General features: G+C 63.5%; 27 protein-coding genes. 11 read left to right on the forward strand and 16 right to left on the reverse strand.

Annotation, left to right across the window (positions count from 1 at the left end; genetic code table 11):
- The first annotated feature begins 31 nt into the window (after positions 1–31).
- Together HXX15_RS22515 and HXX15_RS22520 are read left to right on the forward strand one after the other, a co-directional pair.
- Complete coding sequence (locus tag HXX15_RS22515) at positions 32–220, forward strand: hypothetical protein (protein ID WP_296519144.1); 189 nt, start codon at positions 32–34, stop codon at positions 218–220.
- A 98-nt stretch (positions 221–318) separates the two neighbouring features.
- Positions 319–525 carry a hypothetical protein gene (locus HXX15_RS22520; RefSeq protein ID WP_296519145.1) on the forward strand — a complete coding sequence of 69 codons (207 nt, stop codon included), beginning with the start codon at positions 319–321 and terminating at the stop codon, positions 523–525.
- Here HXX15_RS22520 and HXX15_RS22525 read toward each other — a convergent pair.
- Positions 509–1,534: an alpha/beta hydrolase gene (locus tag HXX15_RS22525; protein ID WP_296519146.1), complete on the reverse strand. Its 1,026-nt coding sequence runs from the start codon at positions 1,532–1,534 to the stop codon at positions 509–511. The genes HXX15_RS22520 and HXX15_RS22525 overlap by 17 nt on opposite strands.
- A gap of 147 nt (positions 1,535–1,681) precedes the next feature.
- Here HXX15_RS22525 and HXX15_RS22530 point away from each other — a divergent pair, with 147 nt between their 5' ends.
- The 4 genes from HXX15_RS22530 to HXX15_RS22545 all read left to right on the forward strand — a co-directional run bounded on the left by HXX15_RS22530 (position 1,682) and on the right by HXX15_RS22545 (position 5,241).
- The gene (locus HXX15_RS22530; protein WP_296519147.1) at positions 1,682–2,962 is read left to right on the forward strand and encodes an efflux RND transporter periplasmic adaptor subunit; all 1,281 of its coding nucleotides are present in this window, start codon (positions 1,682–1,684) and stop codon (positions 2,960–2,962) included.
- On the forward strand, positions 2,959–4,185 hold the full coding sequence (locus HXX15_RS22535) for an FtsX-like permease family protein (protein WP_296519148.1): 1,227 nt from the start codon (positions 2,959–2,961) through the stop codon (positions 4,183–4,185). Before HXX15_RS22530 ends, HXX15_RS22535 begins: the two co-directional genes overlap by 4 nt.
- Positions 4,178–4,858: an ABC transporter ATP-binding protein gene (locus HXX15_RS22540; protein ID WP_296519149.1), complete on the forward strand. Its 681-nt coding sequence runs from the start codon at positions 4,178–4,180 to the stop codon at positions 4,856–4,858. Before HXX15_RS22535 ends, HXX15_RS22540 begins: the two co-directional genes overlap by 8 nt.
- 92 nt (positions 4,859–4,950) lie before the next feature.
- Positions 4,951–5,241 carry a GlsB/YeaQ/YmgE family stress response membrane protein gene (locus HXX15_RS22545; protein WP_296519150.1) on the forward strand — a complete coding sequence of 97 codons (291 nt, stop codon included), beginning with the start codon at positions 4,951–4,953 and terminating at the stop codon, positions 5,239–5,241.
- A 98-nt stretch (positions 5,242–5,339) separates the two neighbouring features.
- On the opposite strand, the gene HXX15_RS22550 is transcribed toward HXX15_RS22545, so the two are convergent.
- The 3 genes from HXX15_RS22550 to HXX15_RS22560 all read right to left on the reverse strand — a co-directional run bounded on the left by HXX15_RS22550 (position 5,340) and on the right by HXX15_RS22560 (position 8,328).
- Positions 5,340–5,741, reverse strand: coding sequence for a translational machinery protein (locus tag HXX15_RS22550; protein ID WP_296519151.1), 402 nt, complete (start codon positions 5,739–5,741; stop codon positions 5,340–5,342).
- Positions 5,742–5,984: 243 nt separating this feature from the next.
- Positions 5,985–7,004: an aldo/keto reductase gene (locus HXX15_RS22555; RefSeq protein ID WP_296519152.1), complete on the reverse strand. Its 1,020-nt coding sequence runs from the start codon at positions 7,002–7,004 to the stop codon at positions 5,985–5,987.
- A gap of 112 nt (positions 7,005–7,116) precedes the next feature.
- On the reverse strand, positions 7,117–8,328 hold the full coding sequence (locus tag HXX15_RS22560) for an ABC transporter substrate-binding protein (protein WP_296519153.1): 1,212 nt from the start codon (positions 8,326–8,328) through the stop codon (positions 7,117–7,119).
- 238 nt (positions 8,329–8,566) lie between these two features.
- On the opposite strand from HXX15_RS22560, the gene HXX15_RS22565 reads away from it, so the two are divergent.
- Positions 8,567–9,364: an enoyl-CoA hydratase/isomerase family protein gene (locus tag HXX15_RS22565; RefSeq protein WP_296519154.1), complete on the forward strand. Its 798-nt coding sequence runs from the start codon at positions 8,567–8,569 to the stop codon at positions 9,362–9,364.
- 24 nt (positions 9,365–9,388) lie between these two features.
- On the opposite strand, the gene HXX15_RS22570 is transcribed toward HXX15_RS22565, so the two are convergent.
- Complete coding sequence (locus tag HXX15_RS22570) at positions 9,389–10,015, reverse strand: N-acetylmuramoyl-L-alanine amidase (RefSeq protein WP_296519155.1); 627 nt, start codon at positions 10,013–10,015, stop codon at positions 9,389–9,391.
- A 17-nt stretch (positions 10,016–10,032) separates the two neighbouring features.
- Positions 10,033–11,241, reverse strand: coding sequence for a GGDEF domain-containing protein (locus HXX15_RS22575; RefSeq protein WP_296519156.1), 1,209 nt, complete (start codon positions 11,239–11,241; stop codon positions 10,033–10,035).
- A 612-nt stretch (positions 11,242–11,853) separates the two neighbouring features.
- On the opposite strand from HXX15_RS22575, the gene queD reads away from it, so the two are divergent.
- Complete coding sequence (queD, locus tag HXX15_RS22580; protein WP_296519175.1) at positions 11,854–12,213, forward strand: 6-carboxytetrahydropterin synthase QueD; 360 nt, start codon at positions 11,854–11,856, stop codon at positions 12,211–12,213.
- A 105-nt stretch (positions 12,214–12,318) separates the two neighbouring features.
- On the opposite strand, the gene HXX15_RS22585 is transcribed toward queD, so the two are convergent.
- Positions 12,319–12,909 (reverse strand): hemerythrin domain-containing protein, encoded by a 591-nt coding sequence (locus HXX15_RS22585; RefSeq protein WP_296519157.1) that lies wholly within the window; start codon positions 12,907–12,909, stop codon positions 12,319–12,321.
- Positions 12,910–13,041: 132 nt separating this feature from the next.
- Entirely contained in the window at positions 13,042–15,756 is a 2,715-nt protein-coding gene (locus HXX15_RS22590) for a heavy metal translocating P-type ATPase (protein ID WP_296519158.1), read from the reverse strand.
- 51 nt (positions 15,757–15,807) lie between these two features.
- On the opposite strand from HXX15_RS22590, the gene HXX15_RS22595 reads away from it, so the two are divergent.
- The gene (locus HXX15_RS22595; protein ID WP_296519159.1) at positions 15,808–16,083 is read left to right on the forward strand and encodes a metal-sensitive transcriptional regulator; all 276 of its coding nucleotides are present in this window, start codon (positions 15,808–15,810) and stop codon (positions 16,081–16,083) included.
- A 49-nt stretch (positions 16,084–16,132) separates the two neighbouring features.
- Here HXX15_RS22595 and HXX15_RS22600 read toward each other — a convergent pair whose 3' ends face one another.
- The 8 genes from HXX15_RS22600 to HXX15_RS22635 form a co-directional block, all read right to left on the reverse strand.
- Positions 16,133–16,705 (reverse strand): hypothetical protein, encoded by a 573-nt coding sequence (locus tag HXX15_RS22600; protein ID WP_296519160.1) that lies wholly within the window; start codon positions 16,703–16,705, stop codon positions 16,133–16,135.
- A 133-nt stretch (positions 16,706–16,838) separates the two neighbouring features.
- Positions 16,839–17,693, reverse strand: a complete 855-nt coding sequence (gene hpaD / locus HXX15_RS22605; protein WP_296519161.1) for a 3,4-dihydroxyphenylacetate 2,3-dioxygenase — start codon at positions 17,691–17,693, stop codon at positions 16,839–16,841.
- Between the two features lie 38 nt (positions 17,694–17,731).
- On the reverse strand, positions 17,732–18,274 hold the full coding sequence (locus HXX15_RS22610; protein ID WP_296519162.1) for a VOC family protein: 543 nt from the start codon (positions 18,272–18,274) through the stop codon (positions 17,732–17,734).
- A gap of 186 nt (positions 18,275–18,460) precedes the next feature.
- On the reverse strand, positions 18,461–18,760 hold the full coding sequence (locus HXX15_RS22615) for a preprotein translocase subunit YajC (protein ID WP_296519163.1): 300 nt from the start codon (positions 18,758–18,760) through the stop codon (positions 18,461–18,463).
- A gap of 260 nt (positions 18,761–19,020) precedes the next feature.
- The gene (gene hemN, locus HXX15_RS22620; protein WP_296519164.1) at positions 19,021–20,370 is read right to left on the reverse strand and encodes an oxygen-independent coproporphyrinogen III oxidase; all 1,350 of its coding nucleotides are present in this window, start codon (positions 20,368–20,370) and stop codon (positions 19,021–19,023) included.
- 27 nt (positions 20,371–20,397) lie between these two features.
- Positions 20,398–21,126 carry a bacteriochlorophyll 4-vinyl reductase gene (bchJ, locus tag HXX15_RS22625; protein ID WP_296519165.1) on the reverse strand — a complete coding sequence of 243 codons (729 nt, stop codon included), beginning with the start codon at positions 21,124–21,126 and terminating at the stop codon, positions 20,398–20,400.
- Positions 21,098–22,801, reverse strand: coding sequence for a magnesium-protoporphyrin IX monomethyl ester anaerobic oxidative cyclase (gene bchE / locus HXX15_RS22630; protein ID WP_296519166.1), 1,704 nt, complete (start codon positions 22,799–22,801; stop codon positions 21,098–21,100). Before bchE ends, bchJ begins: the two co-directional genes overlap by 29 nt.
- Positions 22,802–22,988: 187 nt before the next feature.
- A complete protein-coding gene (locus HXX15_RS22635; RefSeq protein WP_296519167.1) occupies positions 22,989–23,411 on the reverse strand; it encodes a hypothetical protein in 423 nt (140 codons plus the stop codon).
- Positions 23,412–23,644: 233 nt separating this feature from the next.
- Here HXX15_RS22635 and HXX15_RS22640 point away from each other — a divergent pair, with 233 nt between their 5' ends.
- Positions 23,645–24,385, forward strand: a complete 741-nt coding sequence (locus HXX15_RS22640) for a metallophosphoesterase family protein (protein WP_296519168.1) — start codon at positions 23,645–23,647, stop codon at positions 24,383–24,385.
- A gap of 3 nt (positions 24,386–24,388) precedes the next feature.
- The gene (locus tag HXX15_RS22645) at positions 24,389–25,849 is read left to right on the forward strand and encodes a bifunctional serine/threonine-protein kinase/universal stress protein (RefSeq protein ID WP_296519169.1); all 1,461 of its coding nucleotides are present in this window, start codon (positions 24,389–24,391) and stop codon (positions 25,847–25,849) included.
- Positions 25,850–25,852 lie beyond the last annotated feature (3 nt).

Below are 25,852 nucleotides of genomic sequence, written 5' to 3' on the forward strand. Positions count from 1 at the left end.
CTGGAGGGCGCCATTAGCAACAGGTGCTGCCATGTTTCTCGTCACGGTCATTCTTGCGATAGCGGCCGGGGTATTCTATGGAGCCGGCGACAACACCGGGCCTTGGGCCGACCAGATCTGTCGCTACGGCGACGTGTTCTGCCAGCATCCGTCCTGGCTCGGGATCGCTGCTATGCTATCCCTGATCTGGGCTTTGTTCCTTAAGGTTGATCGTATTTGACCGCCGCGGTTCCGCACTCCCGGGGCCATTTGGTGCCGGATTTGATTGCTTTACGCGCCTCAACTGACTAAAAGCCCTCATCTGGTAGGAGCGATACGATGGCGCATAATTATGCAATCGACGATGACGTCCGTCACCTGCGACAGGGGCCTCAGGGCCGTGCCGGGATTCAGCAACCGAGCGTCTATACGATCATCACCTGCCTGCCGATCGAGGCCGACGGCCGACCCCGCTACCGCATCAAGAGCAAGACCGAAAACGTCGAGCGCGTGGTAACTGAGGACCAGATCAGCCGTTTGGGCTGATTTCCGGCGTTTTTCCGTCAGAGAGCCGCGTCAGCGGCCGATCCAGCGACAAATCCTGACAACCGGCGAGGCGCTCGACCTCGGCGGCGATCGCTTCCGCATGGGCGTGATGCGCCATGTGACCGGCGCCCGCCAGCCGCAGCAGCCGCGCCCGCGGCAGCGCCGCCGCCAGCGCCTCGGCATGGATCGCGGGCGGGACCACCGGATCGGCCTCGCCTGCGACAATCGTGGTCGGAACCGAGATTGCGCTATAGCGCGGCACATGCGCGATCAATTGGTCCCGCAAACCGGAATATTCCCGCAAACTGGCGGCGAAACGCCCCGGCATCAACGCCAGGCCGAGTCGGCTGCGCTCCGGATAACCGGGCGGCGGCGTCTCGGGCCGAAAAATCCGGGCCGTTAGTCGCCCGATCATCGCCAGCGACAGCGGTGCCAGCAACGTATAGGTCATCAATGGCCCGATCAGCACCTCGGCGACGCGCTGGAACCAGGGCAGCCCGCCGGGCCGGGGATGGCTGGTCGGATTGATCAAAACCAGCCCGGAGACCGCCTCCGGATCGTCCAGCGCGTAACGCAGCGCGATCAGACCGCCGAACGAATGCCCGACCACGATCAGCGGCCCCGTTTCCAGGCTCTGCGCCAGGCCGCGGATCAACTCCACCTGGTAAGCCGGTGAGGATATGTCGCCGGGGCCGGTGGCGCTGAAACCCTGCCCGGGCCGGTCGGGGATGATGACCCGGAGCCGCCGCGCCAACCGGTCGCCTAGCGCCGTCCGCATGTCGTCCAGGCACAGATTGGCGCCATGCAACAACAGCACGGCCGGTAGGGCGGTCTCCGATGGATTTGCCGCCGCCAGATTGACAACGTGCAGACGGACGCCATCGACCGTGATAAAGATCCCGCGCGGCGGATAACGCGCCTCGAGCACAAGGTTCAGCAGCCACGACGTCGCAGCCGCGGCGGCCAGGGCGGCCATCAACGCGAAGACGACGAGCAGACCTGTCATCATCGGGATCACCGCGACGTTTTCAGCAGCGAACAGCTTCCGCCACTCGACCGAAAATGCCGTTGCGCGCCTCGCCGCGCAATTGATCTTTCGCAATGGTGCGGTAGGGCTTCGGGACTAGGCAGCGATTTGCCCATTTGATGGATCGTCATGGATAGCAAGACCAATCAGCCCGACCACGCGATCGAAGCCCCACAGCCGGCGTCCCGGCTCGCGCGCGCGGCCGGCGCGGCATGGCAGCACAAATGGTCCGTGCTCGGCATCGTTCTTGTGCTGGTGGCGACGGCGCTCGGCATCGCGCGCCTGGTGCTCGGCCCCGAAATCGTCGTCGTTCCGGTGCTGCGCGGCGATCTGGTGCAGACCGTGGTGGCCAGCGGACATATCGAGACACCGTATCGCGTCGAGATCGCCAGCCAGATCACCGGCACCGTCGAAGAGGTGCTGGTGCAGGAAGGCGAAGTGGTCAAGCAGGGCCAGAAGCTGATCGCGATCGAGGACAGTGAATTGCAGGCCGCGGTGGTGCAGAACGAAGGCGCGGTGGCGCAGGCCGAGGCCCGGGTCCGGCAGCTGCACGAACTGACCAAACCGGCCGCGGATCAGGCGCTGGTGCAGGCGCAGGCCAATTTGGTCAATGCACAGGCCGCCTATGACCGCGCCGAGAAGCTCGCCCGCGACGGCTACGGCACCCGCGCGACGCTCGACGACGCCACCAAGAATCTCGATGTCGCGCGCACCCAGGTGCGCACCGCGGAATTGCAGGTGTTCACCTCGAGCCCGACCGGCAGCGATTATGTGATGGCGGAGACCCAGCTCAGCCAGGCCCGCGCCAATCTCAATACAGCGCGCTCGCGGCTCGCCTACTGCACCATCACCGCGCCGCGTGACGGCGTGTTGATCACCCGCAATGTCGAACGCGGCACCGTGGTGCAGCCCGGCAAGGCGCTGTTGGTGCTGGCGCCGGCCGGCGGCACTCAGGTCGTGGTGCAGATCGACGAGAAGAATCTCGGCATGCTGACGCTGGGCCAGAAGGCATTGGCGTCGGCCGATGCCTATCCCGACCAGCGCTTTGCCGCGGTGGTGAGCTACATCAATCCGTCGGTCGACATCAGCCGCGCCTCGGTGCAGGTCAAGCTGGCGGTGGCGGAGCCGCCGAACTATCTGCGCCAGGACATGACGGTGTCGGTCGATATCGAGGTGGCGCGGCGCGCCAACGCGGTGGTGGTGCCAGCGCGCGCGGTTCACGATGTCGGTGGCGGCGCGCCGTGGGTGCTCAAGGCCAACGGCGGACGGGCGCATCAGCAAGCGGTCAAGCTCGGCTTGCGCGGCACCGGCCAGTACGAGGTGCTGGACGGCTTGCAGCCGGGTGACGTGGTGATTCCGTCGACCGCCGGCGTCAAGGTCGGGCAGCGCATCCGGACCGTCACGCCATGAACAGGTGGCTGCCATTCGAGTGGATCGCCGCCGTTCGCTTCCTGCTCGAAGGCCTGTTGCAGACCCTGGTCATTCTCGGCGGCATCGCCATCGGCGTCGGCGTCATCGTGTTCATGTCGGCGATGCTGGCTGGCCTGCAGGCGAATTTCATCAAGCGGGTGCTGACCTCGCAACCGCAGATCCAGCTGATCCCGCTGGATCAGGTGGCGCGGCCGCTGCGCAACGCCAAGGGCACGATCGAGGCGCCGATCGTGCAGCGTCCGACCCAGCGGGTGCTGTCGATCGATCAATGGCAGAAAATCCGCGACGAGATGCAGGCGCGGCCCGATGTCGTCACCGTCGCGCCGACCGCGTCCGGCTCCGGCCTGGCGCTGCGCGGCGACGCCAACCGCGCGATCACGCTGACCGGGATGGAGCCCGAGAACTATTTCAACATCGTGCGCGTGCCGGACTATATCGTGGCCGGCGACGCCCAGGTGACCAGCGAAGGCATCCTGGTCGGCACCGAACTCGCCAACAATCTCGGTGCCTCGCTCGGCGACAAGATCAACGTCACCACCGCGCAGGGCGGCAACCGGATTCTCACCATCACGGGCATCTTCGACCTCGGCAACAAGGGCGCCAACCAGCGCTCGACCTTCGTCACGCTGCGCACCGCGCAGAGCCTGCTCGGGCTGATCGGCGGCGTCACCACCCTCGATCTTACCGTGACCGACATTTACGCCGCCGAGAACATCGCGCGCGACATTCAGGCGTCGCATCCGGTCGAGGCCGACAGCTGGATCAAGACCAACGCGCAGTTTTTCACCGCGGTGCAGGCACAGCAGAACTCCAATACGCTGATCCGCGCCTTCGTCGGACTCTCGGTAGCGTTCGGCATCGCCGCGGTGCTGATCGTGTCGGTGATCCAGCGCTCGAAGGATATCGGCATTTTGCGTGCGATGGGCACCAAGCGCGAACAGATCCTGCGCGTCTTCCTGATCCAGGGCGGAATCCTCGGCTTTCTTGGTTCGCTGGTCGGTTCCGTGTTGGGAGCGGGTGCGCTGATTCTTTGGCACAGTGTTGCCCGCCAGGTCGACGGCAGCGAATTGTTTCCGCTGATCATCGAAAGCCAACTGTTCGTGTATTCCGCGGCGCTGGCGACTCTCACCGGGGTGATTGCGGCGATTGCACCGGCGCTGCGCGCGGCGCGACTTGATCCAGTGGTGGCGATCCGTGGCTGAGGTTCTCAAGCTCGAGCAGATCAAGAAATCCTACAACCTCGGGACCGCGGTCGAGACCGAAGTGCTGCACGGCATCGATCTCTCGATGCAATCGGGCGATTTCCTAGCGCTGATGGGGCCGTCTGGTTCGGGCAAGAGCACACTCTTGAACATCATCGGCCTCCTGGACCGGCCGACCTCCGGCCGCTTGCTGATCAACGCTCAGGATACCGGCCGGCTTGGTGACGCCGCGCTGACCCGGCTGCGCGGCGAGACTATCGGCTTCATTTTCCAGTATCATTATTTGATTTCGGCATTTACCGCGCATGAGAACGTGATGATGCCGATGCTGGTCGATCGCGGCCACCCCGACGCCGAGATGGCAAAGCGCGCGGACGTGCTGCTCGAACGGGTGGGCCTCAGCCGCTGGCGCAACAACAACGCGATGAACATGTCCGGCGGCCAGCAGCAACGGGTGGCGATCGCCCGCGCGCTGGCGATGAACCCGGATCTGGTGCTGGCCGACGAGCCAACCGGCAATCTCGATACCAAATCGGCCAACGCGGTGTTCGAGCTGATGCGCGAAATCAACCGCGAGCGCGGCACCACGTTCCTGCTGGTGACGCACAACGACGATCTCGCCAAGCGATGCGACCGGATCGTTCAGGTGGTGGACGGCAGCTTGGCGACCTGAGAAATCGTATCACGCCGCTGGAACCCGAATAGCGCAAACTTGTTGGTGATGATGCGGCCGCGCCGCGGCCCGATCAAAGAGAGCGCCTGAAGATGCACATGTCGAATGAAGGCCTTCTGGTCACGCTGGTGGTCGGGCTCATCGCCGGTTGGCTCGCCGGTCAGATCGTGCGTGGCACCGGATTTGGACTGATCGGCGATCTCATCGTCGGAGTTCTCGGCGCGTTCTTTGGCAGTTGGCTGTTTCCGCAGCTCGGGATTCACCTCGGCGTCGGGATCGTGTCGGCCATCATCAACGCCACCCTCGGCGCGGTGATCCTGCTGCTGATCGTGCGGCTGGTGCGCGGCGGAGGCGGATGGGGCTGGCGACGACGCGGCTTCTAAACGAAGTCATCATTCCACGGCCCGCGCCCCGGAATTATATTGCAAGTTGGCGTGGCCGGGCTTGTCCCGGCCATCGCTGTTGCTGAAGGTCTGCCCGATCAGACGATCTGCGGCGAGGCCTTGTCGGTCACCTTGAAGTACTTCCTGGCATAGGCGACGATCTGGCCGTCGCTGGGATGGTCGACGGTTTCGACCCCGGCAATCAGGCTGATCAGCTTCGGCTGGTGGCTGTGGATGAATTTGACCAGTTCGGTTTTCGCGCCGCCTGGGCCGACAATCAGAACTGCACCGGCATCGGAGATCGCTTCAACCGCGGCCCTGAGATAGTTTTGATCCTCCGCAGCATGCCCGCTGCCGATCGAATTCGCCTTGTGGTGGACGTGTCGGGTCGGATTGTCCGGATGCACGACCATGCGTTCAACTTCGCTCGGATTGAAGTGGAAAATCCGAGCTTCCTTGTGGTCGATCCAGATTACGGCATGAAAATGGTGGCTGGTCATCTGATAGTCCTTTCTGGCGCGGCGCATTGGAGCCGGAGCGAGATTGCGGATGGCTGACGGTGGCGCGGACAAGCCTCTGCGATCAAACGCCCCGGATGTTCGCGCGACGCATTTTCGGATGAAAAAGACCGCCCTATTTCACGCAGAGCCTTAGCGAATGCTGCGCCGAATGTCACGCAGACCGTGGCTCGAATGATCGTGACGGGCCCTTTTTATCCGCTGTGCAGGCAACTCGGCGGGCGCTCAATGAGGGCCCAAGGTTCGCGGACGCCGTCCTTCGATCGGATAGGCCGGGTCGTTGTAACCCGGCGTCGACGGATGGCCGCTGGCGACGAGGCGGTCGATCAGGGCTTCGTCGGCCGCGGTGAACCGGTAATTCAAGGCCAGCAGATAATCGTCCCACTGCGCCTCGGTGCGCGGCCCCGCGATCACCGCGCTGACGAACGAGCTGTTCAGCACCCAGGACACCGCGAATTGTCCGGCGGTGGTGCCATTGGCTTCGGCGTGCCGCTTGATCTCCTGCGCAAGTCTCAGCGATTCCGGGCGCCATTCGGTCTGCATCATCCGGGCGTCGTTGCGGCCCGCGCGGCTGTCCTTGTCGGGTACGGCGTCGGGGGCATATTTGCCGGTCAGCACGCCGCGCGCCAGCGGGCTGTAAGGCACGATGCCGAGGCCATAGAAACCGCAGGCTGGAAAATGCTCGACCTCGGGCATGCGGTTCATGGCGTTATAATAGGGCTGGCTGACCACCGGCCGGTCGATCCCGAGCCGGTCGCAGATGTTGCAGATTTCGGCGACGCGCCACGCTCGGAAATTCGACAGGCCGAAATAGCGCACCTTGCCCAGCCGGATCAGGTCGCCCATCGCCCGCACCGTCTCGTCGAGCGGCGTCGTGTGGTCTTCCTTATGCAGATAATAGATGTCGATATAGTCGGTGCCGAGCCGCCGCAGGCTGTCCTCGGCCGCCTGCATCATCCAGCGGCGCGACAACCCGGCGCGATTTGGGCCGTCGCCCATCTGGTTCGCGAGCTTGGTGGCGAGCACCCAATGTTGCCGGGTGTCGGCGATGGCGCGGCCGACGATGGTCTCCGAGCCGCCGCTCGAATAGGCGTCAGCGGTGTCGATGAAGTTCACGCCGGCATTGCGCGCCTTGTCGATGATGCGCGCCGAGGTTGGTTCGTCGGTGGCGCCGCCGAACATCATGGTGCCGAGACATAGTGGCGAAATCTTCAGGCCGCTGCGGCCGAGTTGACGGTATTCCATATTCGCTCCTGACGACACCGGATCGGTGTCGCATGGTCAAATGACGAATCTTGTCGGACGTCAAACCTCGTGGCCGGGCGCTTGCGTCCGGCCACGGGGGACCGCGCGCGGATTATTTCGTCTCCAGCTTGCAGGCCGGGTCGGGCGGACCGAACGCCTGTTCACCGGAAATATGCGCCAGGATCTTGTAATAATCCCACGGATATTTGGATTCCTCCGGACTCTTCACCTGCACCAGCACCAGATCGTGCACCATCAGCCCGTCCTCGCGCAGTTTGCCGTTGCGGGCAAAGAAATCCTCGATCGGCTTTTCCCGCATCTTGGCCGCGACCTTCAGCGGTTCGTCGGTGCCGATTTCTTTGATGGCGTTGAGATAGTACATGATCGAGGAGTAGACGCCGGCCTGCCACATCGTCGGCATCCGGTTCATCTTGGCGAAATAGCGCTTTGACCATTCGCGGGTCTTATCGTCCATATCCCAGTAGAATGAGGTGGTGAGCAGCAGCCCCTGCGCGGCCGGCAGCCCGAGCGAGTGCACGTCGGTGATCAGCGCCAGCAGCGCCGCCATCTGCTGGCCGCCCTTGAGCACGCCGAATTCGCCAGCGGTCTTGATCTCGTTCATGTTGTTCGGCGGGCCCGCGGCGATACCGATAATCTTGGCCTTCGAGGCCTGCGCCTGCAGCACGAAGGACGACAGGTCCGGCGTCGCGAATGGCGGGCGGACCGCGCCCAGCACCTGGCCACCATTCTTGAGGACCACGGCGGAGGCGTCGCGCTCCAGCGACTGGCCGAAGGCGTAGTCGTCGGTGATGAAGAACCAGCTGTCGCCGCCGCGCTTGACTACTTCCTGCGCGGTGCCCACAGCCAGCGCGCGGGTATCGAACACCCATTGCATCGTATAGGGCGAACAGAATTTGCCGTGGAAATCCGCGGCGCCGGTCGCGTGCGTGATGAACAGTCGTTTCTTCTCATTGGCGATGTTCTGCACCGCAAGGCCAACCGCCGACACCGGCACGTCGACGATCAGGTCGACCTGTTCGACATCGTACCATCGCCGCGCCAACGCGCCGCCGATGTCCGGTTTGAGCTGGTGGTCGCCGACGATCACGGTGATAGGCTTGCCGAGAACCGTTCCGCCGAAATCATCGACCGCCATCTGCGCGGCGGTCACGGAGCCCTGGCCGGTCGGGGTCGAGGCCGGCCCGTTCATGTCGGTCAAGACGCCGATCTTGACCACATCGTCGGACAGCTGGGCCAGGGCCACCGACGACGAAACCAGCGCGGCCACGAGCAAGCCCGTGGCCGTCAAAATCCTGGCGAGCATTTGGATCTCCTCCCGTCGAACCGGCCGTTGCGGCCGTGTTCCTTTTTGATTTGTCCTCGAACTTACACCATTCTGGACGCGCCGCAATTTTTCAGCGGGCCGGGACCTCGTGGTGCAGTGCCGGCGGGAGATGCCGGGCCGGATGCGAGCGACAAGTCTCGGAAAACCTGATAGTGCCATGCGCAAATCCGCGGAAATGGATCGGCAGCGATCCATAGCCCAACAGAAAGAGTGCGCCATGAACGCCCCGGTTTCCGCCACCGAAGACTTGATCTACACCGTCGACGACGGCATTGCCCGGATGACCTTCAACCGTCCGCAGGCGCGCAACGCGTTGACCTTTGCGATGTACGAGCGGATGGCCGCGATCTGCGAGACCGTCAACGCCGATCGCTCGATCAAGGCGATGATCCTGACCGGCGCCGGCGACAAGGCGTTCGCCTCCGGCACCGACATTTCGCAGTTCCGTGCCTTCAAGACCGCGCAGGACGCGCTGGAGTATGAGGCGCGGATCGACCGGGTGCTGGGCGCGCTGGAACAGTGTCGGGTGCCGACCATCGCGGCGATCGCCGGCGCCTGCACCGGAGGCGGGGCGGGGATCGCGGCGTGCTGCGATATAAGGATCGGCACCGCCGCGTCGCGGATCGGCTTTCCGATCGCGCGGACGCTCGGCAACTGCCTGTCGATGTCCAACATCAGCCGGTTGGTCGCGCTGGTCGGGCCGGCGCGAACCAAGGATCTGATCTTCAACGCGCGGCTGGTCGAGGCCCCCGAGGCGCTGGCGCTGGGACTGCTCAACGAAATCGTGCCGGACGTCGAGACCCTGCAACGCCGCGCCTCCGAGACCGCGACGCTGATCGCCGGCCACGCGCCGATCACGCTGGAAGTCACCAAGGAAGCGGTGCGGCGGATCCGGCGGACGCTGACCCGCGACGAGGGCGAGGACCTGATCCTGCGTGCCTATATGAGCGAGGATTTTCGCGAAGGCATGGATGCGTTTCTGAGCAAGCGCGCGCCGAACTGGAAGGGCAAATAGGCGCAACGCACCCGTTGGTTGACGCTAGAATCCCGGATTGCGGGCCATCGTCGCCAGCGCGCAGCCTTCGCAATAGCGCGCGTCCTTATAGTCGATCCAATTGTGCGCATAGATTCGGTCGACCGGAATGTCGTAGCGCGCGCGCAGCAAGCGGACGAGGATATTCCAAGCGGCGATTTGCGCCGCGCTGGCTCCTTGGGTCACGTCAGGATAGTTGCCGGCGAATTCCACGCCGATTGAATTGCCCTTGAGCACCTGATGGAAGGTCGACCTGTTGTCGATATACTTGTTGTCGTTGCGGTTGGCGCCGTCGCCATGGGTCGGGATCGCGGTTTCCGCCACCGCCCAATACACCGTCCCGTCGGTCTCCACCCAGATGGTGACGCCGCGCCTGGTCGGATGCTTGGCCTGTTCCAGCGCGCCGTAACGGGCCGAGCCGGCCGGGCCTTCGGTCTGGTGAACGATGATGTGGCGCCAGGACGCATTCCGGGCGTCACCCCATGGTGCAAGCCAGACGATCTTCAGGCCGGGGATATCGGGCGTTCCGGAAGAGCGGGCCAGCGCCGCCAGATCAGCCGTGGGTTCGGCGACGGCGGGTGCAACTGCCGCGCCGATCAACAGCGCGGCCAAAGCCATGCGAAAGGTTGCCATCGTGAACGCTTAGCACGTCACGCGATCTTGCGCAGCGGCGGCATCGCCGGCTCCGGCTCCGGCGCGGGCGCAGATTCGTGCACCGCGTAGCGATCCTTGCCCAGCTTCTTCGCGACGTAAAGCGCGTCGTCCGCCGCCGCGATCAAGCGCTCGGGAGTCGATCCGACATGCTGGCTCCATTGCGCGACGCCGATCGAGGCGGTGATCTGGATCGTCGCGTCGCCGCAATCGGCGAACCGATCGCGGCATTCTTCCAGGATATGACGCGCGACCATTGCAGCCTCGCGCCAGGTGGTGTCGGGCATTACCACGCAGAATTCGTCGCCACCGGTTCGGGCGAGAAGATCGCCGGGACGTAACCGGCTTTGCGCCGCGCGGGTGAAGTTGCGCAGGCATTCGTCGCCGGCGGAATGGCCGAGGCCGTCATTGATGCCCTTGAAGCCGTCGAGGTCGATCGCGAGCAAGGCGAACGACTGCCCGGTTCGCCGCGACAGCTCGCAATTCACCGACAGCTGCTGCAGCAGATGGCGTCGGTTGGCGACGCCGGTGAGATCGTCGAGCAGCGCCAAATTCTCGACCTCGGCGCGCAACCGGTCGATCGCCATCATCAGGAAGCCGAAATTCCACGCCATCGACAGAAACACCAGGACCAGCACCAAGGCGGCCTGGAAATCGTTGAAGAGAACCATCGTCAGCTCGCCGCCGACATTGAACATGGCGGCTCCAGCCCGGATTGCATAAATTCCGATCATCAGAATGGCGACTGTGCCGGCCATTCGCGCGCCCGGATTGAAGCCCCGGCGGCGAGACAGCAGGTGCCGGAGCGTCAGCGCGACCGGCACGGACTGGCCGAGCGAGTAGATCAGAATACGCATCGGCATCGAGTCGAGTCCGACCATGAAGAAAGTCAGGCCGAGGCCGGTGAGGCCGGTGACGATGATTGTTAGGCGCCAGGAGGTCGGTTGGCCGTAGAAACGGTTGACGCCCATCAAATCCAGGCAGCACGCGAATGTGACCAATATGCCGCCACCAAGCAGCGGCAGCGGCGAATCCACCATTCCCCGCAGCAGACCCAACCCTGCTCCGAAGGCGGCAACGGATGCTCCTGCGGCCCAGAACGGCGCCGCCTCGAAATTTGGATAGCTGCGCATGACGTGGGTCCAGATCAGACCCAACGCCAGGAAGTTGACGACGAACACGACCCAGAGGGTCGGGACGCTCAACATTGCGAGCCCGGGGCACGCCCGTCCCCGCCTCCGCATTCCTGATCGACAAGACTCATGACGTCTCCTGAAGCTGCCTCAGGGTGCACAGGCAGCGCTTAATGGAGTCTCTCCGGGACCGGTAAATGTACGGTGTGGTGTTGAAACCGTGAACAACGGGCGGACTTGTTGTCCGATCCGGAACAACTGATCCGGCTGGCGTATTTCGGCCGCGTGGTGTTTTTCGACAACGCCGCCCGACAATGTCCACGGGTACGTTCGCCGATTGTTAACTGCATCGAGTTTGGGGGCACACAGCGTCATGGACAGATCGATGCCGCCGCCGTGGCCAGAAAGCGACGATCCGGTTGGGATGGGGCTGGGCGGGTCCCGGCGATGCAGGCGTCCGGGCAGCGGCATGTTCTCTGGGGATGTCGCGGCGGCAAGCCGCCGAGGCGGCATCGGCGCCGGCGCGCTCGTGGAAATGAATCTGCCAACGGGCATCATTTGGGATCGCGATTTCCGGAATTCATTGCTAATTCAGCGTCCAGCCAGGCGCCGGCGTTGCTGTCGCGCCGTTATTTTTCCGAGGCCCGGCCGATCCGTGGGGCCGTTCCTCCGCAACACTGGAAACCGATGAAGATTACGCAAGCGTTCAGGTTCGAAGCCGCCCACCGTCTGCCCCACGTGCCGGAATCGCATCGCTGCCACCGTATGCACGGGCATTCCTATCGCGTCGAACTGCAGCTGCGTGGAGCCGTCGATCCGAGGACCGGGTTCGTGCTTGATTTCTTCGATATCGAAGCTGCGTTCGGGCCGTTGTTGGCCCGTCTCGATCACTACTGTCTGAACGATGTGGACGGTCTGGACAATCCGACCGCGGAAAATATCGCGATCTGGATCTGGGACAGGGTCAAGCCGACGCTTCCCGAACTTTCAAATGTTCGGGTCTTCGAGACGCCCGATTGCTGGGCCGACTATGACGGTCAATCCTAAGCGAACATCGCCGCCCGGGCGACGAGGGCAGCATCCATTCGAGCGGTGCAGCATTTCGACCGCCGGCAAATCCCGCTCACGCGCGGCCAAGCCAACGGCGCGCAATTAGCTCTGCGGAGCAGCCGTCTTCAGGCGCTGTTCCTCGGTTTCCTTCTCCCAGCGCAGAATCGTGTTGTGGAGATTCTGGAATTTGCTAGTGATCTCGCCGTCGAACATCGGGTCCTTGCGGTCGTCAATCCGCGAGTTGATCCTGGACCAGTCGTCGGCCGTCAAGGTCTCCAGAGCTGCCGGGAACAACAGCTGTTCCTCCTTGGCCATGTGCCGGCGCTGATGCTCGATGAAGTCCTTCGCGGCCTCGTGAAACGTCTGCCGCGGCAGTTCCTGATCCGCCAGCACGTCCTCGACCACCTGGGCAAATTTGTTTAACCGCTCGCCTTCGATCTCATGTTCGGCTTCGACGTCGCCGACCGCTCCTGCCACCGCGGGATTGCGCTCCTTGAGGATCTGATAGACCACGTCCTCTTTCGGATGATGGCAGTTTTCCGGATACTCTTTGAAGTATTGGATGATCGCCTGGAAGATCTCGTAATCCGGCCGCTCGCGGCGATCGAACACGCTGAGTTCCTGCTCAAGGACGTCGATCAGTCTGGCGATGTTGCGATGTTCGTCTTGCAGCATTTCGATAATTCTGGACATCGACCGACCTCATCTGCGCGCCCCGATTTGGCAAGGCGGCGGCTAAATTGCCGGAAACGATAGTGCCAAACCGGCCTTGATCCTTGAGTTAAATCAAACCTGTGGGAGCGGTCGCAATCGCTTGAAATCGGATCAAAGCGCGGTTCCACGCAGCCGCAAAGCGTTCCCGATCACGCTGACGGAAGAGAGCGACATCGCGGCCGCGGCGATGATCGGCGACAGCAGCAGGCCGAAGCTAGGATACAGCACGCCTGCCGCGATCGGGATTCCGGCCGCGTTGTAGATGAACGCGAAGAACAGGTTCTGCCGGATGTTGCGCATGGTGGCCTGCGACAGCAGTCGGGCACGCACGATGCCGCCGAGGTCGCCCTTCAGCAAGGTGATCCCGGCGCTTTCCATCGCCACGTCGGTACCGGTTCCCATCGCGATGCCGACGTCCGCCGCGGCCAATGCGGGCGCGTCGTTGACGCCATCGCCGGCCATCGCGACGATCCGTCCGGCCTGCCGCAATTTGGCGACCACGGCGCTCTTCTGGTCGGGCAGCACTTCGGCCTCGACCTCGGCGATCCCGAGCTGTCGGGCGACGGCATTCGCCGTGGTGCGATTGTCGCCGGTCAGCATGATGACCTTGATGCCCTCCGCGGCCAGCGCCTTCAGCGCCTCCGGCGTCGAAGCCTTGACTGGATCGGCGATCGCGAACAGGCCGGCGAGTTGTCCATCGATTGCCAGACTGACAACGGTGGCGCCGTCGCCGCGCAATCGCTCAGCCTGTTCGGTCAGCGCCCGTGTGTCGATGCCGAGCGAGGCGAGGTAGCCGGCATTGCCGATCACGACGGCGCGGCCGCCGACCTTGCCGGTAGCGCCCTTGCCGGTCGGCGACGCGAAGTCGTCGACCGTGCCCAACGCGACGTTTCGTTCGTGGGCGGCGTGGACGATGGCGTCTGCGAGCGGATGCTCGCTTGCGCGCTCGACGCTGGCGGCGAGACGCAGAATGTCGGCGTCCTGAAATCCGCTGGCGGCGATGATGGCGACCAGCTTCGGCTTGCCTTCGGTCAGCGTGCCGGTCTTGTCGATCACCAGGGTATCGATCCGCTCCATCCGCTCCAGCGATTCGGCATTCCGGATCAGCACGCCGGCCTGCGCGCCGCGGCCGACGCCGACCATGATCGACATCGGCGTGGCGAGGCCGAGCGCGCAGGGGCAGGCGATGATCATGACGCTGACGGCGGCGACTAACGCGAAGCTCAGCCGCGGTTCCGGCCCGAACATGGCCCAGGCGCCGAACGCGATACAGGCGGCCAGGATCACGGCCGGGACGAACCAGCCGGCGACGCGATCGGCGACGCGCTGGATCGGCGCCCGCGACCGCTGCGCCTGCGCCACCATCTGTACGATCCGGGCCAGCACGGTGTCGCGGCCGACCTGGTCGGCGCGCATCACGAAGCCGCCGGACTGATTCAGCGTGCCCGCGACCACCTTGCCGCCGGCTTCGCGGGTCACCGGCATCGATTCCCCGGTCACCAGTGATTCATCGAGCGAGGAGCGGCCTTCGAGGATGACGCCGTCGACCGGGACCTTTTCACCCGGACGCACCCGTAACTTGTCGCCGACCTTGAGGCTGTCGATCGCGACCTCGTGGTCAGCGCCGCTCGCGTCGATCCGGCGGGCGGTTTTAGGCGCAAGCTGCAGCAGCGCCTTGATCGCCCCGGACGTTGCTTCGCGGGCGCGCAGCTCCAGCACCTGGCCAAGCAGCACCAGCACCGTGATCACCGCGGCGGCTTCGAAATACACCGGGACCGCGCCGCCATGACTGCGGAACGCGGGCGGAAACAGCTGCGGTGCCAGGGTGGCGACCAAGCTGTAGACGTAGGCGACGCCGGTGCCCATGGCGACCAGCGTGAACATGTTGAGGTTGCGCGTCAGCAGCGATTGATAGCCGCGCATGAAGAACGGCCAGCCGGCCCATAATACCGCCGGCGTCGCGAAACCGAGCTGAATCCAGCCGGATAGCGTCGGATCGATCAGGCCGTGGCCGCCGACAAGGTGGCCACCCATCTCCAGCACCACCGCGGGCAGCGCCAACACCAGGCCGATCCAGAATCGTCGGGTCATGTCGGCGAGTTCGGCATTGGGCGGCGCATCCAGCGACACCATCTCCGGCTCCAGCGCCATGCCGCAGATCGGGCAGCTGCCCGGGCCGACTTGACGGATCTGCGGATCCATCGGGCAGGTGTAGATGGTGCCGGCGGGCACGTCGGCGGCCGGCTTGGCCTGGGTCTTGTCGAGGTAGGATTTTGGATCGGCAGCGAATTTGGTTTGGCAGCCGGCGCGACAGAAATGATAAGTCTGGCCCTCGAAGTCGAACCGATACTGGCTGGTCGCCGGATCGACGGTCATGCCGCAGACTGGGTCGATCGCCTTTGCGGCATGGTCGTCGTGGTGATGCCCCGCATGGCCATGGTCACCGCCGCAGCACGCCGATTTGGTCGGAAGCTCGGTCAGTTGGTGCAGCTCGGGACCGGGCTTGGCCTTGCCGAGATAGGCGTCGGGGTCGGCGGCGAATTTGGTTCGGCAACCGTCGCAGCAGAAATGATAGGTGCGACCGGCGTGTTCGAAGCGATGCTGGCTGGTCGCCGGATCGACGCTCATGCCGCAGACCGGATCGACCGCCTTGGCGGCCTGCGGCGGTGCCGAATCGTGTTCATGATGCTCGGCGTTGCCCTGGTTGCCGCCGCAGCAGGACGATTGGGTCGACGAGGCGACCGCGGCAGCGTCCGCGCCGGACGAGCAGCCGCAGCCGGACGTCTTCGCTGCGCCAAGGCCCATTGCGTTTTCGGAGTCAGTCATGACGTCACCCGTCCTCTTGCAACCCATACCGTGTAGGGGTATATAGACCAGATGCAAAATGACATCAAGGCTTCGTGTCAAAAACGCCTCGGCCGGATCGAAGGGCAGGTGCGCGGTATCTCCAAGATGATGGAGGAGGGCCGCTATTGCATCGACATCGTCACGCAGATTTCCGCGGTCCGGGCGGCGCTGCGGCGGGTCGAGGAAGAGGTGCTGAAGGATCACGTCTCGCATTGCGTCGAGCACGCGATCTCAAGCGGCAACAAGGCCGATCAGCGCCAGAAGATCGCGGAGTTGATGGCGGTGATCGGCCGCTCGGACCGGTAAACTGTGAGCGTCGCCGTCGTTGATGTCGGCAAATGGCCAAGCGCCGCAACTAGATGCGATTAGTGATCCTGGCTGGCGGTCCGAGCAGGGTCCGCTTGAAGGATTTGATCCCTGCGGCGAATCTGGACCAGTTGCAGGACAGTGTATCCGCGCGACAGCCAACCTGCTTCGGTTGCGCCCGCGGCTTGTGCGGTCGCGCCTGCTTCTGCTCGAGAGCGACGTTGGCTTCGGTTTGGACCTGCTGCTGCTTGGCCGCGAACGCCGCGGCGATGATGCTCTTCTTCCGCTGGTCGAGAAAGGCGGTGTAGTGCTCGTCCATCCGCCTGAGTTCTTCGGCGGATGGATTCGGGCCCGCGATGTCGAAATGTCGGTTCTGCATAAAATCGAAATAGGTGTAGCCGCCGCCGGGCTTGCGCCGTCCGGCGAATTTCGCGTCGCATTGCGCCAGCAGCGGCGACCTGGCTTCCTTGGAGGTCGCGGTCTTCTCGGCGGTTTCGACGCAGTCCTCGAAATCGACCGGCGCTCGGCTGCTCCACCATTGCGCATGCGACCGCGTCGGCATCATCACGACGCACAGGACGATCGCCAGCGGCAATAGAACGAGTTTGCGAAAATCAGCCACAATCTTTCCACGACAATGACAATTGAGGTGGTGAGTGTGACCAAAATTTCGCTGTTGTCACCCCTGTTCTGTCACGATCCACCGTCCACTGCGGCAACGCTGCAACACCGTCACAATACCGCCAACAGGGCGCTCAGCGATTGACGTGAAATTCGACGTTGATCTGTCCGCTGCCGCTCGACGGAAAATAATCGCACAACTGTTCCGCTTCGCCATCGAAACTGTCCCAACCGAGCGCGGCGAACAGCATGATCGTATCGGCCATGCCGGCTTCGCCATTGCACTTGACCGCGTAGTCGGGGAGCATCGCGATGAATTCGCGGTAACGCCGCTCTTGCCAAAGCTGCAACACTCGCAGATCGACCTGCCGGTTGAACTCGCTGGCGATCGACGTCCACGCGTCGGGCCCGAGATTCTTGTTCGGCCACAATCGGTGCGACAGCGAACCGCTGGCGATGATCGCGACGTTCTTGCCGGATTTCTCGATCGCGCGACGGGTTGCCTCGCCCAAGGTGCGGCTTTCCTCGAGCGAGGTGAATAGCGGCGAGGCGATCGATACCACCTTCGCCCAGCCATCGGGGTTGAGATAATGCATCGGCACGATGGTGCCGTATTCCAGGCCGAGGGTCGGCACCTGGTGCGCCAGCACCTTGAGACTGGCCTTGTCGGCCTCGGCGGCGATCGCCTCCGCCAGCGCGGTGTCGCCCGGCAGATCGTAGCGCAGATCCTGGATCATATGCGGCGCCTCCGGGCTGGTAAACGAGCCGCGGTGCCGCGCATTGGCGTTGATGTGATAGCCGAAATTAGACAGCCAGTGGGTGTCGAACACGACAAAGGTGGACACCTCGCGAACTCGGGCGCGCCGCCCGAGTTCGCGCAACGACTGCACCGCCGCCGCCCGCGCGTCCCTGAGCGGACTGGCATTGGTCTCCGACAGCATCAGCGACGGCACATGCGTTACCTTGGCGGCGAGTACCAGCTGGCCCACGCGTGCATCTCCCTCGCGCTTGTCTGCGGCCGGATCGCTCACTCGGCCTCGGCAAACTCTTTCTGATGCAGCCATGCCGTGTGACGCGGCGGCTTCTTGGTCTGCGACCATTCGTCGACCATCTCGTGGGCGACGTTTTTCATTCGCGCGAGTTGCTCAGGCGTCGCGGTCCAGGCTGCGACCTCAAGGCGATGACCGCTCGGATCCCAGAAGTAGATGGATTTGAAGATGGTGTGATCGGTCGGCCCCGTGACCTCGAGGCCATTAGCCTCTGCTCGTGTCTTCGCCGCGAGCAGGGCGTCGATGTCCTTGACCTGGAAAGCGATGTGCTGGGTCCAGTCCGGCGTGTTGGGGTCTCGTCCCATCGGCGGCGAGTTAGGCAATTCGAAGAAGGCCAAGATATTGCCGGCGCCGGCGTCAAGAAAGATATGCATGTAGGGATCGGGCGCCTTGGTCGACGGCACCTTGTCTTCGGCGATCGCGCCGAGCAGTTCCATCCCCATCACCCGACCGTAAAACGCGACGGTCTCTTTGGCGTCCTTGCAGCGATAAGCGACGTGATGGATCTGCTGAATCTGCATGTCGTTTCCTCCCGGATCTTCTACCCTGTTTGATCCGCCATAGGATCAAACGCCGGGATCGGGAACTTGACATGGATCAACGAATAGCGCCGCGGGCCCGGCATCGGCCGGACGCCCGGATGCGGCTATGAGGCGAGTGGCCGCGCAGAAGCGGTGATCTGGCTGGCGCAGTCCCTGGTAGACCAGTCAGACGCAGTGCTCGGCGGACACCGAATGCGCTTCGTCGATATGATCGAGCTCGGTCAACTTCGAGGTCGACTTGCCTCTGCATGACCATGAGATCAGCGCTTCGTCGCCGGTGATCGACAGGATGATGCCGGTGACGCTGCCATGCGCTGTCACCTCGTCGCCGACGGAAAACGTCTCGTCGGCGAGGGCGGCTTCCAGCGCAGCCCGAAAACAAACATCGTCGCCGCCGCCGCTGGCGCGGAACGCCCCCGTGGCCTTGGCCACCATCTCGTCGGTCACTCGCAGTTTATTGGTCATGTTTCACCTCAATGGATCTGGGTCCCGACAGCAATAGGCGTCGTTACTTAACGAAGTACCACCGCACAACGTTTGCCGAACCCTACGATCCTCAGACGGTAATGAACTACTTAAAAGGCGGCCGCTTGCCCCTCAAATTTTACCGTTGATTGTAGGTATCACAATCCAGTCGCCAGCCGGATTGATATGCATCAAAATTTGCGACGCTGGCGGGTGACAGGGACGCCGCGCGCGGCGTCCTAGCGTGAACGGATCGAATCCTAGACGGCAATCGAATGCCGCACTGTGGAGCCGCGCAGATAAGTGTCGAACACCGACGCCACGATCCGGGACAGCCGAGTGCCGTCAGACGTCAGTGTCAACTTGCCGCCGGCGCGCTCAAGCAGACCGTCGCGCTGCAACTCGTCGAGCGCCTCCTGCTCGGAGGCGAACCAGTCGTCGGCGTAGCCGTAGGCCCGTCCGGCGGCCGCCAGATCGATCTTGCCGTCGCACATGATCCGCTCGATCACATGGGCGCGCAGGTTGTCCTGGCCCTTCAGGGCGTGACCGCGGGCGATCGGCAGCTTGCCGGCGGCGACCGCGCGCGACCAGGCGCCGGTCTCGCTGATGTTCTGGACGTAGCCGAAGGGAGTTCGGCCGATCGAGGTCGATCCGATTCCGATCAGGGTCTGCGCGGCGTCGCTGGTGTAGCCTTGGAAATTGCGGTGCAGTTCGCCGGTCGCCGCGGCGATCGCCAGCGAATCGCCGGGCAGCGCGAAATGGTCGAGCCCGATCCGGACATAGCCGCCCTTGACCAGCGCATCGGCCGCGGCGTCGGCCTGTTCGGCGCGCTGCTCGGGCTTCGGCAGCGATTCGTCCGGGATCATCCGCTGGTTCTTGGCGACCCAGGGCACATGGGCATAGCCGAATAGCGCGACGCGGTCCGGCCGCATCTCGACGCATTGCTCGACGGTACGGCGCAGATCCTCCGCGGTCTGGTAGGGCAGCCCGTAGATCAGATCGAAATTGACGCGCTCGACGCCGACCGAGCGAAATCGCTTGAGCGCGCGCGCGACCATGTCGGGCGGTTGAATCCGGTTGATTGCGGCCTGCACCTTCGGATCGAATTCCTGCACGCCGAAGCTGGCGCGAGTGAAGCCGAGCTCGCCGATCTTCTCGACCATTTCGTCGGACAGAGTGCGCGGATCGCTCTCGATAGCTAACTCGGCGCCCGGGATGAACTGGAAACGCTCATCGAGCAGCGCCATCACCGCGCCGAGATCGTCGGGCTCAAGCACCGTGGGCGTGCCGCCGCCAAAATGCAGGTGGCCGACCGGCATCCGGTCCGGCATCGCGTCGGCGATCAGGTCGATCTCGTCGATCAGGTGTTCGACATAGGTGGCCACCGGCGAATATTTCGAGGCCAGTTTCATGTTGCAGCCGCAGTACCAGCACATCTGTTTGCAGAACGGCACGTGCAGATACAGCGAGATCGGCTCGTCGGTGTCGAGCTGCGCCAGCCAGCCGCGATAAATCGATTCGGGAAAATCCGTCGCGAAATGTGGGGCGGTCGGGTAGCTGGTGTAGCGCGGCACCGAGCTCTTGGCATATTTGTCCAGGACTGACGACATCGGTTGGTCCTTCAAATCGCCCGCGGATCAACGCGCGGAAAGGGTTTCTGAGTTGCCGGCGAGGTGATGCGACCGGCGTTTGGCATAGATATTGGCGGCGTCCGGGATCGATTTCCAGTCTGCGACGAACCGGCAGCAATCATCTCCACGGGCCCCGCAGGAGGTCTCGACCACCCGGGTGTTCGGCGACACCAGCACCTGGAACAGCCGTTGAAACACGGCGGCGTGCCAGACGCAAACCTGGGAATCGGAATGCTCGCCGGCGCAGAGCGGATTCGCCGTGATCTCGAAAGTCACGGATTTGCCGGTGCGGCCGGAAAACCGGCCCGAGCCGGCGAAGGTCCAGGCGTGGGCGCTGATCGCCGAGACCAGCATCCGCGCGGCGAGCGGCGCCGGCAGCAGCTTCAGCACGAACTGGGCGGGCTTCGGAATCCGGTTGGCCAGGATGTAGTCGGCGGTGCGCCGGCCGGCGTCGGCCAGGATTGCGGCGGATTGCTGCGGCGGCATCAATTTGCGCAAGGTCTGATGCAGCATGGCCACCGGCCGTTCGTCGACCATCGCGGTCGGCGGGTCGGTCAGCCAGTCGCGGGTGCCGGCTTCGGCGAAAATCGCGATCGCGGCCGGCTGAAGGCCGGCCGCGTCCAAGGCATTGATCAGTTGCGTGACGGCGTTGGGTCCGATCTTGGCCGTCGCCACTTCGGACCCGATCGCCTGAACCCCGCCGCCGTCAATGGTGGGTGTGGGAACCTGCTTCATTTGCCGTGTCCACCAAACGATTGCTTACCGTTTCCGCCAACTTGTCCTTGACGTCTTCGCAGTTCGTTCCGATCGACATCTGTTCCGAGCCGCCACCGCAGGCCGAGACGATCGCCATCTGTGAGGCTGCCGATTTGCGCGAGCGGTCGGCGTTGGCTTCCCAATCGGCCATCTGCGCGTTGGCGATGGTGCGGGTCTTGTCGAAGTGGAAATCGACCTTCTTCTTCGACTGCGGTCCCCAATATCCGACCCGGCCGAGATCGTAGAATTTCCGCTCGAACCCGGATTTCAGGAACGCCTTCAGACATCCGAGCAGATAGCGCCGGCGACGGCCGGTGCCCGACCAGGGATAGGAGAAGAACGCCTTGTACATGTAGAACCGGCGATAATTGTTCATCACCCGGTCGAGCAATTCGCCGCGCTCCATCGCCGCCGGCTTGATGATCGGGGTGACGAAATTGTACTTGTCGAAGTCGAACACCTCGACCTTGTCGCTCAATTCCTTGAATAGCGGGGTGAACGGCCACGGCGTGTACATCGACCAATTCGCCAGGTCCGGCTTCCAGTCCATCGCCATGCGATAGGTTTCTTCCAGCGTCTCAGGGGTTTCGCTATCGAGACCGACGATGAACTGGGCTTCAACGACGATGCCGGCCTCGCGCAGCAACCGGATCGCCTTCTTGTTGTCGGCGATCTTGGTTTCCTTGTTGAACAAATCGAGCTTGAGCTGCGCCGCCGCTTCGGTGCCGAGCGAAACGTGCATCAGGCCGGCCTCATTGTAGAATTTCAGCAGCGCTTCGTCGCGCAGAATGTCGGTGACGCGGGTATTGATGCCCCACTGCACCTTCTTGTTGAGGCCGCGAGCGATCAGTTCCTCGCAGAACTGGATGAATTTCTTGCGGTTGATGGTGGGCTCTTCGTCGGCCAGAATGAAGAAGCCGACCTGGTAGTTTTCGACCAGATCCTGGATCTCGTCGACCACCTTCTTCGGATCGCGGACCCGATAATCACGCCAGAACTTCCACTGCGAGCAGAACGAACAGGTGAACGGACAGCCGCGCGCCATGTTCGGAATCGCCACCCGGGTGTTCATCGGGATGTATTTGTACATATCCCACTTCAGGATGCTCCAGTCGGGCTTGATCCCGTCGAGATCCTTGACCGTGGCGGCGGCCTGGGTGGCGACGATCTGGCCGCCGTCAGCGGCGGTCTCGGTGAAGGCCAGGCCCTTGATGTCGTGGCGCTTGGCCGGCCATTGACCCTGCTCGATGGCGCGGAACAGTTCGACGATGATTTCTTCGCCTTCGCCGCGCACGATCACGTCGACCCAAGGCGCCTCGGTCAGCACCTGCTGATACATGAAGGTGGCATGCACGCCGCCGAGCACGGTGACGACACCCGGATTCAACTGCTTGGCGATCTGTAGCGTGCGTTCGGCCTTGTAGATCGACGGCGTGATCGAGGTGGTGCCGACCACGTCCGGTTTCAATTCGGTGAGAACCTCGGCGAGCTTTTCCTCGGAGAGATCTTCGGTCATCGCATCGATGAAGTGAAGATCGGTGAAGCCGGCGCCCTTCAGCGCGCCCGCGAGATAGGCGGCCCAGGCCGGCGGCCAGTTGCCTGCGATTTCGGCGCCGCCGGAATGGTAATTCGGATGTATGAGAACGATGCGCACTGACTTTCTCCCACCAATGTCAAGAAACGATGACATATTGAACGTCAATCAATCTTGACGCAGATCAAACGATTGGTGCATAGGTAGTCGGGGTACCCGTCAGCGGATCAGGCGATCGGGCTGTAATTGCAGCGACAAATGCGCAGCCGCGCGGGAGCGGCGACAGCGGCCCGTCGCGCGATGCCGTTCAAGATTCCGTGTTGAACTTGTCGCTGTGGCGGATGCCGTCGAGCGCGGCCACATTTAGGCAGTAGCGCTGATAGGACGGCACCAGCGTGCCGGCGGCGATGTCGTCATCGCATTCGCGCTTGTGTTCGCAGATCGCGCAGGCGCGCCGCAGGTCGTTGAGCAGCATCGGCTCCTGTTCGGCAAGTGCGCGAATGCTGATTCGCAGCGCCTCGAGCAGACACGGCAGTTCCTTGGCGTTGCTGCCCTTGGTCGCTAAGGCGCGAATTTCGGCCGGCGACAGTCCGAGGTCCTTGACCATGTTGGCCATCGCCCGGCCGAACGCTTCCAGCTCGCGCGGACTGGCTGTGATTTCTTCCCATTCCCTCACGACATCGTCGACGGCCTCGCTCACGGGCGTGGTCCGGTTATTGGGAGAAGTCATGAACGCCTCCAACGCAACTCTCTTTTTATTTAGTCACACATTATCAACGCCCCCATTGCGCCAGATCAAAGCATGCGTCTCGGTTGCGATAGATCAAAGACAATCGCGCCGGGCGGGCCGGAAGGCTGCGAACCGGCCGTTGGCGGTGTGGCCTTGCATCGGCCGCAGGAAGCGCTTTGATAGCAATCAACGGCCGATCTCAGGGGCCGAACAAGTGTGCGGGGAGGTAGGTTGTGCTGATTGCGCTTTTTGCTGACATTCACGCGAACCAGCCGGCGTTCAGCGCTTGCCTGGCCAAGGCGCGCGAACAGGGGGCTCAACGCTTCGTGTTGCTCGGCGACTATGTCGGCTATGGCGCCGATCCGGACTGGGCCGTCACCACCGTCACCGATCTGGTGGCGCAGGGAGCCGTTGCGATTCTCGGCAACCACGATAGCGCGGTCGGAAACCCACGCGTCCAAATGAACGCGGAGGCCCAGGCGGCGATCGAATGGACCCGCGGCAAGCTTGGACCGGCGCAGCGGCAATTCCTGGCACAGTTGCCCGTCAGGGTGGAGGAAGACCGTCTGCTGTTCGTGCATTCGGAGGCGAGCAAGCCGGACAGCTGGATCTATGTGACCGACACCTCGGATGCGTCCCGCAGCATGATGGCGACGTCCGCCCATGTGACGTTCTGCGGCCACGTTCACAAGCCGGCGCTGTATTCGCTGTCGGTCACCGGAAAGATGACGACCTTCGTGCCGACCTCCCACATTCCCGTGCATCTGCTGCCGGGCAGGCAATGGCTTGTGGTGCTGGGCGCGGTGGGGCAGCCGCGGGACGGCAACCCGGCCGCCGCCTATGCGTTGTTCGATACCGAAAAGCGCGAGATCACCTATTGCCGTGCGGCCTACGACGTCGAGGAAGCCGCGCGCCGGATTCGAAAGAATGGACTGCCGATCTGGCTCGCCGAACGCCTGCTCGTGGGGAAGTAAGCGATGACCCAGCCCTCGCTCGAACCGGGGTCGATGCTCGATGGATTTTTGATCGAGGATGCGATCCATCGCGGCGGCATGGCGACGCTGTTCAATGTCAGCCGCGCCGACAATCCAATGCCGATGGTGATGAAGATCCCCAGGATCGGCGAAGGCGAGGACCCGGCCGCGATCGTCAGCTTCGAAATGGAGCAGATGATCATGCCGCGCCTGACCGGCGTGCATGTCGCGACGTTCGTGGCCGCCGGGGATTTCGGCGCCGCGCAACCCTATATTGTGATGGAGCGGATTGCCGGCGAGCCGCTGCTGGCACGGCTGCCCGAGCTGCCGATGCCCTACGGCGAAGCGGTGGCGATCGCCGAGAAGATCGCGGCGGCATTGGCGGACCTGCATCGCCAGCATGTGATTCATCACGACATCAAGCCGAGCAACATCATGTTCCGGCCGACCGGAGAGGCCGTCATTCTCGACATGGGTCTCGCCTGCAGCGATCAATTGCCGGACCTCATGCAGGAGGAATTTCGTCTCCCGTTCGGTACCGCGCCCTACATGGCGCCGGAACGCTTGCTCGGCGCGCGCGATGATCCCAGGAGCGACCTGTTTGCGCTGGGGGTGCTGCTGTATTTCTTCACCACAGGGGTGCGACCGTTCGGCGAGACCGAGACGATGTACGGCATGCGCCGACGGTTATGGCGCGACCCGGTGCCGCCGCGAAAACTGAAGCCGGACTACCCGCCCTGGCTGCAGGAAATCGTGCTGCGCTGTCTTGAGATCGAACCGGCATGGCGCTATCCGACCGCCGAGCAGCTCAGCTTCGACCTCGCCCACCCGGCGCAGGTCAAGCTCACCACCAGGTCCGAACGGCTGAAGCGCGATCCGCTGACCACCGTGCTGCGCCGGCGCTTCAACAAGGATTTGACGAGGCCGCGTGGGAAGCCGACGCTCGCCGCGCATCTGGCATCGGCGCCGATCCTCGCGGTCGCGATCGACCTTTCGGAAGGCTCACCAGCGCTGAACGATGAATTGCGGACCACTGCCGGGCGAATCCTCGCGACGCTGCCATCAGCGCGACTGGCCTGTCTCAACGTGCTGAAACTCGGCCGCATCACCATCGACAAGACGCTCGACGAGCATGGCCACAACAAGCATGTCGATCGCCTGGTGGCGCTGCGGCACTGGGCCGAACCGCTGAAGCTTGAAGAACACCGCCTGACCGTGCATGTGCTGGAGGCGATCGACCCCGCCTCGGCGGTTCTCGAATTCGCCGAGGCCAGCCGGGTCAATCACATCCTGATCGGGGCGCGGCGAAATTCGGTGCTGCGCAAACTGCTGGGGAGCGTATCCGCCAAGGTCGCCGCCGAGGCGGCATGTACCGTCACGGTGGTCCGCTGCAACGCAGCCGCCGGGCAGATGCCAGCGGACATCGTTACTGAGGATGCGGACCAGCCGATTCACTCCGGCTGAGGG

The organism is Rhodopseudomonas sp. (assembly GCF_013377015.1).
Classification (GTDB): domain Bacteria; phylum Pseudomonadota; class Alphaproteobacteria; order Rhizobiales; family Xanthobacteraceae; genus JARJEH01.